The organism is Xanthomonas sp. NCPPB 3570 (assembly GCF_056725115.1).
The window spans coordinates 3380156-3397376 of record NZ_CM161513.1; the positions used below are offsets into that span (position 1 = coordinate 3380156).

Annotated in this window: 8 protein-coding genes; 1 reads left to right on the forward strand and 7 read right to left on the reverse strand. The window is 66.4% G+C overall.

Annotated elements, in window-relative coordinates; genetic code table 11:
* Positions 1-62 precede the first annotated feature (62 nt).
* The gene (locus tag AC1PLR_RS14725; protein WP_481101460.1) at positions 63-641 is read right to left on the reverse strand and encodes a HEAT repeat domain-containing protein; all 579 of its coding nucleotides are present in this window, start codon (positions 639-641) and stop codon (positions 63-65) included.
* Positions 638-4900 (reverse strand): RHS repeat-associated core domain-containing protein, encoded by a 4263-nt coding sequence (locus AC1PLR_RS14730; RefSeq protein WP_481101461.1) that lies wholly within the window; start codon positions 4898-4900, stop codon positions 638-640. Before AC1PLR_RS14730 ends, AC1PLR_RS14725 begins: the two co-directional genes overlap by 4 nt.
* 226 nt (positions 4901-5126) lie before the next feature.
* Here AC1PLR_RS14730 and AC1PLR_RS14735 point away from each other — a divergent pair, with 226 nt between their 5' ends.
* The gene (locus AC1PLR_RS14735; RefSeq protein WP_420009283.1) at positions 5127-5336 is read left to right on the forward strand and encodes a hypothetical protein; all 210 of its coding nucleotides are present in this window, start codon (positions 5127-5129) and stop codon (positions 5334-5336) included.
* An 83-nt stretch (positions 5337-5419) separates the two neighbouring features.
* On the opposite strand, the gene AC1PLR_RS14740 is transcribed toward AC1PLR_RS14735, so the two are convergent.
* The 5 genes from AC1PLR_RS14740 to AC1PLR_RS14760 form a co-directional block, all read right to left on the reverse strand.
* Complete coding sequence (locus tag AC1PLR_RS14740) at positions 5420-5899, reverse strand: chemotaxis protein CheW (protein WP_420009282.1); 480 nt, start codon at positions 5897-5899, stop codon at positions 5420-5422.
* A gap of 73 nt (positions 5900-5972) precedes the next feature.
* Positions 5973-7310: a chemotaxis protein CheB gene (locus AC1PLR_RS14745; RefSeq protein WP_481101462.1), complete on the reverse strand. Its 1338-nt coding sequence runs from the start codon at positions 7308-7310 to the stop codon at positions 5973-5975.
* Positions 7297-14502 (reverse strand): Hpt domain-containing protein, encoded by a 7206-nt coding sequence (locus tag AC1PLR_RS14750; protein ID WP_481101463.1) that lies wholly within the window; start codon positions 14500-14502, stop codon positions 7297-7299. The genes AC1PLR_RS14745 and AC1PLR_RS14750 overlap by 14 nt, the downstream gene beginning before the upstream one ends.
* Before the next feature lie 111 nt (positions 14503-14613).
* Complete coding sequence (locus tag AC1PLR_RS14755) at positions 14614-16650, reverse strand: methyl-accepting chemotaxis protein (RefSeq protein WP_481101464.1); 2037 nt, start codon at positions 16648-16650, stop codon at positions 14614-14616.
* 40 nt (positions 16651-16690) lie between these two features.
* Positions 16691-17221: a chemotaxis protein CheW gene (locus AC1PLR_RS14760; RefSeq protein WP_010343241.1), complete on the reverse strand. Its 531-nt coding sequence runs from the start codon at positions 17219-17221 to the stop codon at positions 16691-16693.

Here is a 17221-nt window from a genome sequence, read left to right on the forward strand (position 1 = left end):
TTAAAGAAAGCTTCGTCCGCTTAATTGGATACGCTGTATCCGATGCACATCAGGCAACCCACCTAATGAAAAGAGTCCAACAATGCTTTAGCAGCAAGCCTTACGTTGGCATCTGAATCATCGAGATAAGGCTCTATCAAGTGAGCTTCATCAACCGAGATAATCCCATCCATTTCATCGATTGCGCCCTCTCTAACAATCGAATCCTTGTCATGCAGGAACGACATCAAAATCGGTAATGCTTCCTTACCTAGTGCCGCCTTCGCATAGCGGAGAGCGGCCCCCCGAACATAGGGCGACGCATGCCGCGACTGCAAAGAAATGACTGGCCATTCAACTGGACTAATTCGCCTTAACGCATCAATCGCAGCAGCAACAATTAGATCATCCTCGTGATTAAGGAACTGCTTAATTGTCGACTGACTCTCGATCGAAGATACCATCCCCAAGCCACAGATACCTGCTCTCAGCCGTTTATTAGAAAGGCATGGCAGCATGACCTCTAATGCGCATCGATGATCCCTCGCTAACTCACCAGCAATAACATCATAAAAATCATCATCCTCAATAACTTCGCAAAAAAAAAGCCCCATCAATTCATCAAATGACTTGCCCGCTAAATTTATCACAGAAATCATCATCGCCCCCCACAAATACGGCGAATTTCATTCAAACTTTTCCCGCGAAACGCAGGCGGAAATTCACGTTGAATATCACCCGGCAGATCGTTACTAGTAATCGTACCGTCATTTATTTTTCGCCGCAGCTCTTCCATTCTCTTCGGAGGGAGCTTCTTGCCCAGCTTCTGCGCCAACCTGTCGACCTGAGCCAACAACTTCATCGCTTTAGAACAATCAGCCTTACTAGCCTCACAATCAGAATTGACAGAGTTAACGAGGATCACATTTGAAATAACCATACCTCTAATCAAGGTATGAGGGCTAGTCAAAATTATGGAATAAGCAGCGATTTTAAACATCGAATCGACGCCTTCCAAATCAACTTTGGGACCTATTTCAAATCTTTCATCATAGTCACCGCCATAAGCACCTGCAGCACCTGCAGCACCTGCAGCACCTGATCCATAGATAGCCGACGACTGTAGACCCATAGGGTCTATAGCACTACCTGGATCGCCAGATGCATAAGCATACGTACTGACTGCGGCCTCCAACCCAATCGGATCACTCTGCACATACCGTCCCGTGCCCGGCTCGTAGTCACGGAAGTAGTTTTGGTTGAGTCCGCTCAGCGCGTCATAGCGCTGCCCCGGGAAACGCATGTCGAACACGAAGGCGGTGCCATCCTTGTCCGGGTCCTGATCCGGCGCGGTGGCGCCAAAGGCTTCGCCCTTCAGATCCCAACGCCAGATCGCCACGTCGCGGACCGGGTCGATCACCGCGCGCGGCGTACCCAGGTGGTCCGGCTGCACGTAGCGCAGCGTGGTCTTGGCCAGCACGCCGACCGGTAAGTCGTCCAGCCAGATCGCCTGCTGCACGACCGCACCGTTGTTGTCGTAGTCGCCCAGCCAGTGGCCGCTCTCGTCGTACAGCGTGTAGGTATTGGTCTTGCCCACCCGCCGCACCTGCTCGCCACGGCCGTTGTAGGCGTAGTTCGCCACGGTGGTGCCGCTGCGCTTGACCTGTGTCAGTCGGCCGTTGGCGCCATACACAAACTGCAGCGCCGTACCGCCGATGGCCGTGGTGTTACCAGCCGCATCGTAGCTGCGTGACGTACCAGCCACGCTGCTCAGGCGATGGCTGGTGGTCGGATAGCTGTAGGTCTGGGTAGTGGTATTGACCTTGGCACTGAGGCGGTTGCCGGTGGCGTCGTAGGTATAGCCGTCGATCACCGTGTCGGTCGGGCCGTCCTTGAACGCGGTCAGCCGGCCCAGCGGGTCGTAGTCCAGTTTGATGACCGGTGCGGTGTTGCCTGGTGCGGTCAGCGCACTGAGGTTGCCGACCGGGTCGAAGGCAAAGCCCACCGCCAGGCCATCGCTGCGGGTGTCATTGACCGCCAGCGGGCGGTAGTCCTGATCCAGCACACGCTGCATCGGACGGCCGTTGCCGTAGGTCCAGCCGGCCACCGGGCCGAACGGATAGTAGGTGGCCTGGTTCAGCAGCACCTGCCGGGTGCCGCCGGGTGTGGTCACCCCGACCTCAGTCGTCTGGCCCTGCGCGTTGCGCACGTAGTCCACCACCGCCCCATCCGGGTAGGTCAGCCGGCTCAGCTGCCCGGCCTTGGTGTAGGCATAGCGGACCACGAACACCTTGCCGTTGGCGGTCTGCACCTTGCGCACCAGATCGCCGAAGCGGTCGTAGCAGTAGTCGGTGTTGCCGCTGCCGTCCTGCATCCGGGTCAGGCGGCCGATGCCGTAGGTCTCGCCACTGGCGCAGGTGCTCTGGCTGACGTCGTAGGTGTAGCTGACGTTGAGGCTGGTGGTCGGATAGGTGACCTGGGTCAGCCGGTTCAGCGCGTCGTAACCGTAGCTGGTCTTGATGTTGCGCGCATCGGTCTGGGTGGCGCGGTTGCCGGCGCTGTCGTAGGTATAGGTCGTGCTGCCGGTGTCCGGGCTGGTGAGCTTGGTCAGGTCGCCCAGGCCGTTGTACGCATAGGTGGTGTCCAGCCCCTTGGGATCGGCGACCTTGGTCAGGTTGTCCAATGCGTCGTAGCTGAACTTGGTTTCGGCGGCGATGCCGCCCACGTCCTGCAGCGTGCGCGCCAGGCGGTTGAGCGGGTCGTAGTCGTTCTGGGTGGCATGACCGAGCGCGTCGGTGACGGTCTTGGTGTTGCCGTTGCCGTCGTAGCCGAAGTCGGTCGGATCGCCCTGCGCGGTGGCCTGGGTGGCCAGTTGGCCGAGCTGGTTGTAGATCCGAGAAAGCGTGCGCTTGAGCGTGCCCGAGGCGTCTTTGGTGTCTTCCTTGAGGCGGTTGCCGGCATTGTCCAGGGTGTAGTGAATGGTATTGCCGGCGTTGTCGGCGATATCGGTCAGCCGATGCGCCGCATCGTAGGTGAAGCGGGTGAACGCGCCATCGGGCTGGGTCACCTGCTTGACCAGGCCGGTCGGCCAGTAGTCGATCGCGGTGATACGGTCATCGCTTTCGCTGCTGTCGTCGGACCCCCGCACCTTGCTGGCGGTCAGCCAGCCGCGCGGGTGGTACGTGTAGTCGGTGACCACGCCGTTGGCGTCTTTCACCGACAGCACGCGACCGGCGCCGTCATAGGCCAGGTACTCGGTGATCTGGCCGAGCGCATTGGTCACCTTCCACAGGTCGCCCTTGCGGTGTGGGCAGGTGGTCGGGGAGCTGGCGCAGGTGCTGTCGTCGGTGGGGTAATAGGTAAAGCTGGTGGTGTCGCTGACGTCGGTGCGCGCGCCATCAACCGAGGTCACTAGCCCCAACAACGGGCAATCACCCGCGTCGATATCAGACTGTTCGCAATAGCTTGAAGTAGAGGTTCGTGTAGCACCAGTGGTCGGATCAGTGCCCGACGCCGTGATCACTTGACCGCGTGCGTTGTAAGTCCAATTTTTTGTCAGAAGCAGCTTTCCGCGCTCCATGAGTTGATAGGTGAACGGCAAACCAAGATTGGCATCGATCTGGTAGATCGAGGTTCGCAATTCTTCGCCAGTGGTGGCCGAGCCTTCAGTCTTGTTAGTCAAAACTCCGCGGGAGTCGTAATCATAATCGATAAAATTTCCACCAACACGCGAGACCTTGTCAAGGTTACCGAGATCATCGTACGTATATGTCTCACTACGCTGTGAACAGCCCGTGCAATCCACAGTCAAAGACGTTACTTTTTTCACGCCATTTAGAGAGGCAACACTTCTTTTCTCCGAGGCGCCCAGCACTGTTTGTACCGATACAACCCCATCACTTCCATATTGGACAGAGAATTTATCGGCGCCAGCGGCGTGCTGAGTAGAAACAGCCCTACCCGCCCCATCGTAGGAGTAAGTAGCAAACCTGGCTCCAGACGCGTCAAAGATGCCAGTCAATGCACCTGGAAGATCGACTCCGCCGGTATAGTCAGGATTATTGTATTCGTAGCCGATCACACCTTCAGATCTGGCAACGGACGCAAGAAAATTTGAACTGTCATAAGAGTAAAGGGCAGATTCCCCGGATGCGTCGCTGATGCTCAGGATCAACCCACGCGTATCGTACTGAAACGAAAGCTGCCTTCCATTGTCAGACCTAACTTGCAATATCCTCTTTCCAAGTTGATCGCCACCTGGAAATGCGTAATCAACCGCCAAATGACGGCCACTTTTTTTGGAAATCTCGACCAATCTACCGAATTCGTCGTATTTCTCGACATCAGCATTCACCGACGCCGCATATGTCCAACCAGTTATGCTCCCGGCTGAATCGACATTAGAAACGAGCGTACTCAAAACACCCGGAACAGGCAGCCACTTCTCCGCAGAAAGAGAAAATTCTTCAACTTTGCCGTCAGGCCGATAAACCCTAGCCTTGGACAGACCATCCTCATTGAAAGTTTCAATGCTCCGGCTATAAGTATGCGTCCAGAAAGCGCCCAGGTCGCTATTTGCCGAACCGGCCCGGTCACTGTTGTAGTAACGCACGAACTCTGGCTGATTGCCTCCGAACCAATCAGTCTCCACCTGATATTTATTTCCGGTACTCACATTGATCGGGTTACCACAGCTCACTTTAGGGGATTGACATGATGGTGGCCCCTGATTCAACAAAGGATCATAATCCGAATCAATTTTTGAAAAAAAGGCAAGATAAAAGCACCCACTTGGATTACTCCATTGCGAGCAATACCCTACAACTTCGCCATTCTCCTTGTATTCCTTAAAGTACGCACCTACCTGAGGCATTCTCTGTTGATGATAGTCAACTGCCCTTCTGGCAAACGCCATAGCCATTGCGCGAGTGCACTTTGCCGCAGGACTAGTGCAAACATCACCAGGATATGGAGGAAACGTCCTAGCCCTGTAATAAGAAATCCACCAGCAACTATCTCCGTAATTTTTCCATCGCACGCATTGCGAGGCGAATTCATCGCCGGGAGGCGCAGGAATTTCCACAACATAAGGTTGGTTGCTAGCCGGATAGCGGTCCGGATCACTATAATATTTCACCCAACCGTCCGTGACCGCACTCGCTCGAGCATATGAACAGTCATCCGTTCTGCTGGCGCAGCTTGCATCAGGGCCATCAGCCTTTGCGATGCCGCTGAATGCAAATACAGCAAAGAGGGAAAAAGCAAATTTCACCACCCAGCTGTTCTTGCGTTCGAGACAACGAAATCGCTCAATAAAAACCAAAAAGCTCGACATGAAGCACCCTGGCATAAAATAAATAAATATTAACTTCACCAAATTTAAGCATTCAATTTTTTTCTTTCAAAACTTGACTGCTTTTCGAGGCAAAGCGGAATCTTCTTACACGCCCGCAACAGCAAACCGCTCCACCACCATCCCCTCGATCGCCTCCAGATCCGGCAGCAAGGCGCTCTGCTCGCCCAGCAGCACGCGCATGTGCACGCCGGGCGGGAGGGTTTCTTCGGAGGCGTCGGCGAGCAGGCCGTCGCGGGGGACGGAGATCAGTTGCGGGAAGGATTGGGTGAGCAGCGCCACGTACGGCAAGCCGGGGTTGCCGCCGAGGGCCTTGAGCACGACGATCTTGTTGTTGGCGGCCACGATCTCGGCGCCCAGGCCGGTCAGGCGGGCGAAGGAGACCAGCGGCACTTTCCAGCCGTACCAGGCGATCTGGCCGAGCAGCCAGTGCGGGGCGTCGGGCAGCGGTTCGACCGGCACGCGCGACATCACTTCGGCGATGGTGGCGTTGGGCAGCAGCACGCGCTCGCTGCCGGCCAGGATGAGGACACCACGGATTTCGTCGTTGCTGGCGTAGCTGCTCATGGAGTGACTTCGTCCTGAAAGCGGAAAAAACGCGCGATGCGGGCGCAGCGGCGAATGGCGTGTGCCGCCTCGCTCAGCCGCTCCACCGCGCGGTCAAGGCCTGGGCCAGTTGCGCCGGATCGCCGCCGGGATGACCCTGCAGGATCAGGTGCGCGCCGGCGGCGGGGTCGTAGCAGCCATCGCCAGACTGCCCGGCCACCCAGGCGCCCTGCGCGGCCAGCGCCAGCACGGCCTCCACCTGTTGTGGGTCGCTGCCGCTGAGCAGCAGCACCGCGCTGTGCGCGGCCGGCAGGCCGGCGACCACGGAGGCGCCGGCGTCCTGGGCGACGAAGCGCAGGCCGGCGGTGCCGTGCACGCCGACGTCGTCGGGCAAGATGTAGACGTTGCCGGGAACGACCGGCTCGCCGGCCTCGGCCAACAGCACCGGCAGCGCGGACACGCGCGCAATCTGCTTGACCAGGTTGCCGTAGCGGCCGCCGTCCAGGCGCAACTGCACCAGCAGCGGCAGCGGGAAACTCTCCGGCAGCGCGGCGAGCAGGCGGCGGATCGCGTCGGGGCCGCCGATGCCGGCCATCACCAGCACCGCACCGCGCGCGGCGGCGCCTGCACCGGCGCCGCTCGTGGCCGCGGGTTCTTCGGACTCCAGCGCGACCAGCGACAGGCCCTCGGTGGAGAACTGCGGGATGTGCTGCGGCGCGCGCGGCGCGGCGGCGAGCAAGGGCGCGTCGTCGTCGACCAGCGACCAGGCACTGGCCGGCAGCGCGGCGGGTATGGCGGCGGGCGCAGCCGGTGTCGCATCGACGTGCGGCGCAGCCGGCTGCGCAGACGCTTCGCTGGCGGCGGCTTCGGCGCGTGCGAACTGCAGCTCCTCGAAGCCGGGCGCGACGTCCGCCGGCGGCTGCCAGGCATACATGCCGTCTTCCGGCGCGGCCTCGGCGAAGTCGGCGGCTTCGTCGACGTGCAGGCCGATCGGCGCGTCGTCGTGCAGTTGCGCCGGTGTCGCCGGCAGGCCCGGCTCCGGCTGCAGGCCGGTCTCGGTCTCGCGGCCGGGAGGCAGCACGTCCTGGTGTCCTTGCAGCTTGGCCGCCAGGTGCCGCGCCCAGCGTTGCGCCTCCCAGCCTTCGCGGCGCGCGGCCAGTTCGGCCTCGTCGAAGATCACGGTGACGCCGGGCAGCGCCAGCGCCGTATCCAGCCGCTCCAGCGCGTCCTCGATGGCCGGCTCCAGCGCGATCAGCACCGCCGTGGGCGCAGCGTCGGACAGCGTCTGTGCGTCGATCGCACCCGGGTCGTCCTCCAGCACGATCGCCGCGCCGACCAGGTGCAGCGCTTCGCGCAGGCGCTCGCGCGCCTTGCCGGGACGGGCCAGCAACGCGACCGGCGTGGAGGTGGCGTCGCCGTCATTCGCGAACACGGGCGATCCCCAGCAGGTCGTAGACGTTGCGCATCAGATCCAACTCTTGGTAAGGCTTGCCGAGATAGCGCTGCACGCCCAGTTCGAAGGCGCGCTGGCGGTGCTTTTCGCCGCTGCGCGAGGTGATCATCACGATCGGCACGGCGGCGTAGCGCGGATCGGCGCGCATCGCCGTCGCCAGTTCGTAGCCATCCATGCGCGGCATCTCGATGTCCAGCAGCATCAGGTCGGGCACGCGCTCTTCCAGGCGCTCCAGCGCCTCGACGCCGTCGCGCGCGGACACCACGTCGAAGTTGTGCCGTTCCAGCACGCGGCCGGTGACCTTGCGCATGGTCAGCGAGTCGTCGACCACCATCACCAGCGGCACGCGCCGCTGCTCGGTCGGCGCGGCCTCCACCACCGGCCGCTGCGGCTGCGCCAGGAAGCGACGCACCAGCGGGGCGATGTCGAGGATCACCACCACGCGGCCGTCGCCGGTGATGGTGGCGCCGTAGATGCCAGGCACCGAGGCGATCTGCAGGCCGACCGGCTTGACCACGATTTCGCGGTTGCCGAGCACCTGGTCGATCGCCACCGCCGCACGCAGATCGCCCGCGCGCACCAGCAGCAGCGGCACCTGCGCCTGGCCTTCGGCGCGCGCCGGCGCCTGCCCGACCAGCGAACCGAGGTCGTGCAGCGCGTATTCCTCGCCGCTGTAGCGGTAGCCGCCGGTGCCGGCCTCGAAGCGCTCGCGGCCGATGCGGCCGATGCCGCTGACCGAGGCCACCGGCACCGCGAAGGTGGTGTCGCCGATCTGCACGAACACCGCCTGGGTCACCGCCAGGGTCTGCGGCAGGCGCAGGGTGAAGGTGACGCCCTGGCCGCGCACCGAGTGGATGTCCACCGAGCCGCCGAGCTGGCGCACTTCGTTGCGCACCACGTCCATGCCGACGCCGCGGCCGGCCAGCTGGCTGACCTGGTCGTAGGTGCTGAACCCGGGCGCGAAGATCAGCGCATCCAGCTCGTCGTCGGACAGCACCGCGTCGGCGGCGACCAGCCCGCGCTGCTCGGCGCGGCGGCGGATCGCCTCGCGGTCGAGCCCGGCGCCGTCGTCGGCCACTTCCAGCACGATTTCCGAGCCTTCGCGGCGCAGGCGGATGGCGATGTTGCCCTCCTCCGCCTTGCCTGCGGCGCGGCGCTGTTCGGGCGTTTCCAGGCCGTGCGCGACCGAGTTGCGCAGCATGTGCTCCAGCGGCGCGACCATGCGGTCGAGCACGTTGCGGTCGAGTTCGCCGTGGGTGCCTTCCAGGCTCAGGTGCACCTGCTTGCCGGTCTCGCTGGCGGCCTGGCGCACCACGCGCCGCAGCCGCGGCACCAGGCCATCGAACGGCACCATGCGCGCGCGCATCAGCCCGTCCTGCAACTCGGAACTGACGCGCGACTGCTGCTGCAGCAGGCCGTCGTACTGCCGCGCCAGGTCGTCGAGCACGCCCTGCAGGCCGCCGAGGTCGGCCGCGGACTCGTTGAGCGCGCGGCTGAGCTGCTGCAGCGTGGAGAAGCGGTCCAGTTCCAGCGGGTCGAAGCTCTGCTCGGCCTGATCCTGTTCGCGCTGGTAGCGGGCGACGATCTGCGCCTCGGTTTCCAGGTCCAGGCGCCGCAACTGGTCGCGCAGACGCGCATTGGTGCGGTCCAGTTCGGCCATCGCACCGCGGAACGCACCCAGCTGCTGCTCCAGCCGCGAGCGGTAGATCGCCACTTCGCCGGCATGGTTGACCAGGCGGTCGAGCAGGTCGGCGCGCACGCGTACCTGTTCCTGCATCGGCCGGGCGATCGTCGACTCTTCGTCGAGCGTGCCCTCCACCGGCAGCGGTGCCGACAACGGCGCCGCCACGGCCGCCAGGGCGGCGGCAGCCTGCGTGTCCTCGGTCGCCGCGACCGGCGCCGCGGCGGCGGTGTCGGCATCGCCGATGGCGGCAGGTGCCTGCCCATGTGTGCGCGCGTCGAACGCGCCGATCAGGTCCTGCGGCATCGCCACCGCGCGGTGGTTGCCGGTCAGGGTCAGCAACTGGTGCAGGCGGTCGAAGCCACGCTCCAGCAACTGCACGTCCTGGCGGTCGAGTTCGGTGCGATGCGCGGCCACCACCTCCAGCAAGGACTCGATGCCATGGCCGAGATCGCCGATGGCGTTGATGCCGGCCATGCGCGCGCCGCCCTTGAGCGTGTGCAGATCGCGCTGCAGGCCGCCGAGCACTTCGCGGTCCTGCGGCGCGGCGCGCAACTCGGCGATCAGGCGGTCGCAGTGGTCGAGCAGGTCCTTGCCTTCGTCGACGAAGATATCGACCAGTTCGCGATCGAGGTCGGCGAAGTCCAGCGGGCCGAGATCGACGGCCGACAGATCGGTCCGCGCGGGATCGGCCGCGGCCTGCGCTGTGTCGGTGTCGTCCGGCGCGGATGCGGTGGCCTCCGGCGCGTGCTGGTGGTGTTCTTCGTGGATATCGCCAACGGACGCCGTGTCGGTATCGGCCGCCGTGGCCGTGTCGTTCTGCTCGACGGCGTCCTCGGGCGCGTGGTGCGCTTCGTCGGATGGATGTGCGTCCGACGCCGCTTCGCCGTCGGACGGCGTCGCGTGTGCGGCGTGCTCCGCTTCGGCGGCGGCGTCGTGCGGCGCGCCATCCCCCGCACCACCGGTCGGCGCGACGTGTTCCGCATCCGCTTCGGCGTCGGTGTGTTCGCCCACCGTTTCCGTGGCGAGAGACGCCGCATCGCCCTCGTGCGTTGCGTCCTCCGGATGCGCTGCGGCATCCGGTGTCGCGTCGCCGTGCTCGGCGGCGGACTCGGTATCGTCGTTGGCCGAGGCCACGCCGTCGTGGCGCCAGCCGCTCGACGGCGCCAACGGCTGCTGGTGCAAGCCGATCGCAGGGGCGTCCTCGTTGAGCTGTTGCTCGTGCGCTTCAGAGGCATCGTCGGCGGGCGCGTCTGCGGCGTCGTGCGCGACCTCGTCATCCGCTGCCTGCGGTTCCTGCGCATGTGCATCGTGGATATCGTCGGCCGGCGTTTCGGTCGCCTGGTCCGCGGCATCGCCGTCGACTGCCATGTGATCTGGCGCCTGCGCATCGTGCGCATGCTCGGCGTCATCCTGGGTGTCGTCCGCGTGCGCGCCGGCCGCGTGGCCTTCGGCAGCGCCGTCGGCTGCCGCATGATCGGATGCCTGGACATCCTGCGCATGGACGGACACGTCCTGCGTCGCGTCGGCGTGTCCCTCGACCTGGCGATCCTCGGAATCGTGCGCTTCGCTCTCGTGCGACGGTGCCTGGACGTCCTGCGCGTCCGCCGTCGTGTCGGCCGCGGCATCGACGGCGATCGCGTCGCCGATTGCGTCCTGATGCGTCTCCGTCTCCAACGCAGCCGGTGCCGGATCGTCCGACAGCTGCTCGGCGCTCAGCGGCGCATCCACGGTCAGCTCGTCGAGCTGGCCGTCCTGCGCCAAGGCCGCTTGTTCCTCGACATGGCTTGCATCCTGCGATGCGGCCAACGCTTCGACCGCGGTCGCGTCCTGCGCCGACGCCAAGGCCTCTTCCGAAGACGGCGCAGATGCCGCGTCCGCGTGGACGTCGGCGGCCTGCCGATCGACGTCGCCCTCGCCTGCCTGGCCAGTCGCCTCGTCCGCTGGCAGCGTCTCGTGCAGATGCGCGGCATCGCCGAGGAACGCCGACAGATCGTCGGCCGCGGTGAGTTCCACCGCCTGCACGGCCTGCTCATCCAGGCCAGCCTCGGCCGGTGCCGACGCGGACAGGTCTTCGTCGTCCTCGTCGTGCGCGATCGGCGGCCACTGCACTTCCGGCAGGGTCTCCACCAGCGCGCGCAGGCGCTGCGACAGCTCGGTGAACGGCGGGATCACCGGCGACGGCGCCTGCAGTTCCGCGATGGTGTCGGCAACGGCGCGCGCCGACTCCTCGAGCGCACGCACGCCTTCAGCGGTCGGAACGCTGCCGGACGCCAAGGCGCGCTTGACGTAGCTCTCGGCCGGGCCGGTGACCGCGGTGATCTCCGGCACGTCGGTCATCGCGAACGCGCCGCTCATGGTGTGCACCGCGCGCAGCAGCGCTTCGGTCGCCGGCTGCGGTGCGTCCTGCAGCCAGGCGTGCACGGTCTCCAGATGGGTGGCGACTTCGGCTTCGAGGATCTCGCGCAGCACGCTGTCCACCGACGCCGGCGTCCCCGCGCGCGGTGCGGCGCTCGCCTGCGGCGTGGCGAAATAGAACGCGTCCTCGCCGGCGGCGATGCGCTCGGCCACGGCCTGGATCGCGTCCAGGTCGGCCTGCACCGTGCCGTTGCCGCGCAGCGCGGCATTGAGTTGCGGCAGCACCGCGTAGGCCTGCTCGACCATCGCCACCACCGCCGGACTGGCCGGGCGCGAGCCGTCGAGCACGCGGTTGAGCATGCTCTCGATCTTCCAGCTGAACTCGCCCAGCACGCGCGCGCCGACCAGGCGGCCGCTGCCCTTCAAGGTGTGGAACACGCGGCGGATCGGCCGCAGGCTTTCGGTATGGGCAGGCGCGGCGCGCCAGGCCGGCAGCAGCGTGCCGAGATTGACCAGTTCCTCGTCGAATTCCTCGAGGAACACGGCGCGGATCTCGTCGTCGATCTCGCCATCGCCGTCGATGAAACCGGCCTCGGCGGCGGGCGGCGCGGCGGCAGGCGCGGCGCTCGCCTCCGGGCTGGCGGGCGTTGCGGCCGCGGGCTCGCCGCTGCGCGCGGCCGAGGTGACATCGAACTGCGCGGCGGCAGCCTCCAGGTCGGCGAGGAACGCGGCTTCGGCATCCGACACCGGCGCAGCGGTGGCCGCGTGTTCCGGCGCCGGTTCGGGCGTCGCAGGTTCCTCGGACTCCAGCGCGGCATGCTCCGGCGCCGATGGCGCGTTGGCCACAACATCGATGTGCGTGTCCTCGCCGATGGCGGCAAGGTCGGCATCGACATGCGCCTGGTCATCGAGGGAAGCGTGAGGCGCGGTCTCGTGTTCGGCGTCGCTGGCGGCAACCTCCGCGGTCTCGGTCGGACTCGCGTGCGCGGCGTCTTCGGCGTCGGCAGCGGAGTCCTCGAAAGGCTCAGCCTCTCCTGCCGCGTCGAGGCGCTCGCCGTGCGCGATGTGGGCGCCCGCGTCGGCCAGCGCATCCGCATCCCACGGCAGCGCGGACGCGGCTTCCTCGTCATGCGCGGCGGTGGTGGCGTGCCAGTCGAGCGTGTGTACCTCGTCGGCCGCCGTGTTCGGCGCGTCGGCGAATGCCGGCGCGTCTTCCAGTTCGATGACCAGCGGCGGCGTGGCGGCGGCGGTGTCTTCTGCAGCGGCGGGCGTGTCGACGATGATCAGGTTGGGATCGTCGTGTTCGCCAAGCTCGGCGAACGCAGCCGGGCCATCGGCCTGCGCCTCGTCGTGGTACTCGGCGGCCACCGGATCGAAGCCGGTGACCTCGGCGGCGGGCGCGGCTGCCGCATCGTCGTCCCGCGCGAACGTCGGAGGCGTCTCCGGCCGCAGCGCGTCCTGTTCCAGCACCAGGGAATCGAGGCTGATGTGCAGCGGCTCGGCGGTGCCGGTCCAGCTGTCCTGTTCGGCCGCGACCGGATCGAAGCTGAGCGCCTGCGATGGGGCGACACGTTCCTGCTCGTGCTCGTGCTCGTGCTCGTGGCCAGCGTCGGCGGGCGCGGAGGCGTGTTCGGCGGCGGTGTCGGGCTCGTCCGTCGCCAGGCTCCACTGCGGCGCCTGCGGTGCGGACGGCGTGTCCTCCGTGCGCGACGTCGTCTCCGGCGCGGTCTCGGCCGGCGCCAGATCCCAGGCCGGCACGGCCGGCGGGGCGATGGACGGTGGCGACGCAGGTTCGGCCATGCGATCGGCAACCACCGGCGGCACGGCCTCGGCCGACTCGGCAGAGTCGCTTGCGCTCGGCAACACGCCCGGCGCCGCCGGCGCGGTGTCGGGCAGCGGCCAGTAACGCAGCGCTTCCAGGCTGCTGCGGGTGATGTCGAGGATCTCCTCGCGCCCGGGGCGGCGCTCGCGCAAGGCTTCCAGGTAGTACTCGAGGCTGGCCATCGCGTCGGCCAGGGTGTCGAGCTGGCGGCCGCTGGGCACGCGGCGCTTGCCGATCAGTTCGGTGGCGACGTAGCGGCGCACGCCCTCCAGGTAGTCGGCCGGCTGCGGCAGTTCCAGCATGCGCAGGGCACCGGCGACCTCGCCGAGCAGGCGCGGCACTTCGTCCAGGCGCGCGTGGTCCCAGTTGGTCTCGATGAAGGCGACGAAGTGCTCGCGGGCGCTGCCGAAGTTGGCGATGGCCTCGTGCGCCAGCACTTCCACCGTGCGCCGCGCCTCGGCGGCGCTGGCATCGTCGTGCACGTCGCCGCCGGCGCCCAGGTAGGCGACTTGGTCGTCGAGCGAGGCGTCCACGTACAGCAGCGCGCCGGCGATATCCAGCAGCAGGCCTTCGTCGGCCGCACGCGCGCCGTCGACGATGCTGCGCAGCGCATCGCGCTGCTGCACCACCACGCTGCGCGCCACGCCCAGGCCCATCACGCCCAGGGTGTCGGCGACGCTGCCCAGCTCGTCGACCTGGGTCTGCAGCGCGGCGACGTCGCCGCCGGTGCGCAGGTGCAGGTCCAGCGCGTCCTTGACCCGCAGCAGTTCCTCCTTGATCGCGGTGCCGACGGTGTCGAGCAGTTCGCGGTTGCGCCCGGCGAGACTGCCGCGCGCATGGTCCAGTTCGGCTTCGGTGGCAGCGGCGGTGTCCGGGGCCAGCGCGAACAGCGCGCCCTCGCTGAGGCCGGCTTCGCCGCGCGCGGCGCGGATCTCGTTGAGCAAGGGCAGCAGCACGATCGGAATGTCGCGGTGGCCGTCCTGCAGGCGCTCCAGGTAGTCCGGCAGCAGCACGGTGCCGCGCATCAGCGTGGCGCAGGCCTCGTCGCGGTCGGCCGCCTGGCCGTTCTGCACCGCCGTGGCCAGCAGTTCCAGTTCCTCGGCTACCATCGCCGGCGCGTACAGCTCGACCATGCGCAAGGTGCCCTGCACCTGGTGCAGGTAGCCGGCGCAGAAGCGCATGCGGCCGGTGTCGGCCGGTTCCTCGACGAAGGCTTCGATCTCGCCGCGGACCTGGCGCAGGGTCTCGTCCAGTTCCGGCTTGACCCAGCCCAGCGCGGCATGGCTCATCGCATCGCGCAACGCGCTCATCGCCGCGTCCCCGCGGCCGGGCACGCGCCGTGTCGCGCGAGCGCGGCGACGGAGTGCGGGAATTGTTCACGGTACGTCATGTGCGCTTCCTTCCACCCGGTTCCGGCCTGCTTACGCCGGCAGCTTGAAGTCGGCGACCGAGCGCCGCAGGTCCGCCGCCAGTTGCGCCAGGCGGCCGATCGATTCGGCGGTCTGTCCCGCGCCTTGCGAGGTCTGTCCGGTGATCTGCCGGATCACGTCCATCGTCTGGGTGATGTCGATCGCCGCCGCCGACTGCTGGTGCGCGGCGATGGAGATGTTCTTGATGAGGGTGTTGAGCGCGTTGGACACGCGCTCGATTTCGGTCAGCGCGGTGCCGGCGTCCTCGGCCAGGCGCGCGCCGGACACCACTTCGGAGGTGGTCTGCTCCATCGAGCTGACCGCTTCGTTGGTGTCGGCCTGAATGGTCTGCACCAGGCCTTCGATGCGGCGGGTGGCGCCGGAGGTGCGTTCGGCCAGGCGCTGCACTTCGTCGGCGACCAGGGCGAAACCGCGACCGGCCTCGCCGGCCGAGGCGGCCTGCACCGCGGCGTTGAGCGCCAGGATGTTGGTCTGCTCGGAAATGTCGTTGATCAGTTCCACGATCGAGCCGATTTCCTGGGTCGACTCGCCCAGGCGCTTGATGCGCTTGGAGGTCTCCTGGATCTGGTCGCGGATCTGGTCCATGCCCTGGATGGTCTCGCGGACCACGCCGGCACCCTCGGCCGCGATCACCACCGAGCGCTGCGCCACTTCCGCCGATTCGGTGGAGTTGCGCGAGACCTGCTCGATGCTGGCGGCGATTTCGTTGATGCGCACCGAGGCCGAACCGATCTGCTCGGCCTGGTGGCCGGCCGCCTCGGCCAGTTGCCGCGCGGTGGCCTGGGTTTCCTCGGTGGACACGGCGACCTTGGCCGAGGTGTCGTTGATGGTGGTCACCAGGTGGCGCAGTTCGTCGACGGCGTAGTTGATCGCGTCGGCGATCGCGCCGGTCATGTCCTCGGTGACCGATGCCTTGACCGTCAGGTCGCCTTCGCCGAGCGAGCTGATTTCGTCGAGCAGGCGCATGATCGCCTGCTGGTTGCGGCTGTTGTATTCCACCTGGGTCTGCAGGCGGATTTCCTGCTCACGGCTGCGGCTGCGCACCGTGGTCCAGACGAAACCGACGATCGACAGCAGCGACAGCAGGCCGGACACCACGCCCAGCCAGAAGTTCGGGAACGGGCGGGTGTCGCGGGCGGAGCCGAACGCGGAGAACGCATCGAACAGCCTCTTGCTGTCCTCCAGCATCTTGCCCGAGCCGGCGGTCAGCGCCGCGGCGGCGGACTGGGCGGCGAACAGGCTGCGCGAGCTGGCCTGCAGCGCGTCCAGGTCCTTCTTCATTTCCGCCCACTGCGCCTGCGACTGCTCCAGCGCGGCCAGCGCGGCGGCGTTGCGCACCGGGACGATGCCCAGTTCCTCGTTGCCGTTGCGCAGGCCCTCGAGCATCTGCCCGAACACCACCGCGTCGCGCGCCAGCGCGTCGCCGGCGCTGGCCGCGCCGCGGCCGCCGGCACGCATTTCGGTGACGCGGCGGGCCATCGTGCCCGCCACCACCACCTGCTGCAGGGTGTTGTAGATCTGCGCGGCGGGGGCGCCGCCGACGGTCATCGCGCGCACCACCTCGTTCAACTGCGCCTGCAGCTGCGGCACGCCGCCGACGAAGCGGTCGGCGTTGCCGGCCAGCGCCAGCACCGCCGGTTCGCTGTCCACCACCTGCTGCGCGTTCTTGGCCAGCGGCGCCCAGGTGGCGTCGAGGGCCTGCAGGGGGCCGGACACGTTGGTCTCGTTGGCATAGCGCGCGTTGAGCTCGGCGACGGTGCTCTCCACCTTCGCCTTGGTCTGCTTGAACTGCTTGAAGGTCTCGGCGTTGCCGGACACCGCGTCGCGGGCCTGGTTGGCCAGCTGTTGCGACAGCACCTGCAGGTCGGCCGCGCCGGTGCTGGCGCCGGCCAGGCGGTTGCCCTGCCAGGTGGCCACGCCGGTGTTGGCGCCGAACACGACCAGCGACAATGCCAGCAGGCCCAGCCAGAAACTCGTGCCCACGCTGCCGAGCTTGCTGGCCTTGCGGGCGTCCGGAGCAGTACTCATGATGCGACCTCGGTCTTCGATGCGGAGGCAGCGCGCGCGCTCAGGCGGCGGCTTGCCGGAATTCGGGAGTGCGCGACAGCAGCGACAGCGAGAACACGCCCCAGTCCTGGGCGTCGCCGCGGAAGGCGCGGTCGATGAAGTGCGCGTAGCGGCCCTGGGCCAGATCGCCCGGCTCCACCGCCTGCGCCTCGGTGAAGCTGCGCTGGCCGAACAGTTCGTCGATGGTCAGGGCCACGTCGCCGCCGCTCTGGCGCATGATCAGCACGCGCTGGCCTTCCTGCAGCGCGGTGCGCTCGCCTTCCAGGAATTGCTTCAGGTCGACCACCGGGAACAGGTTGCCGCGCAGGTTGCCCACGCCCAGCAGCCACGGCTGCGCGCCCGGCACCGGGGTGACCGGCGGCATGCGCACGATCTCCACCACTTCGCGGAAGTCCGAGACCAGGTGGCGCGTGCCGACGCGGTAGCCGACGCCGCGCCAGACGTCGTCGTCGAAGGCGCGTTCGGGCATCTGCACGGCGTGCGCCAGGCTGCGCCGCTCGTAGGCCTCGAGAATGTCGAAGGGCGAACGCAT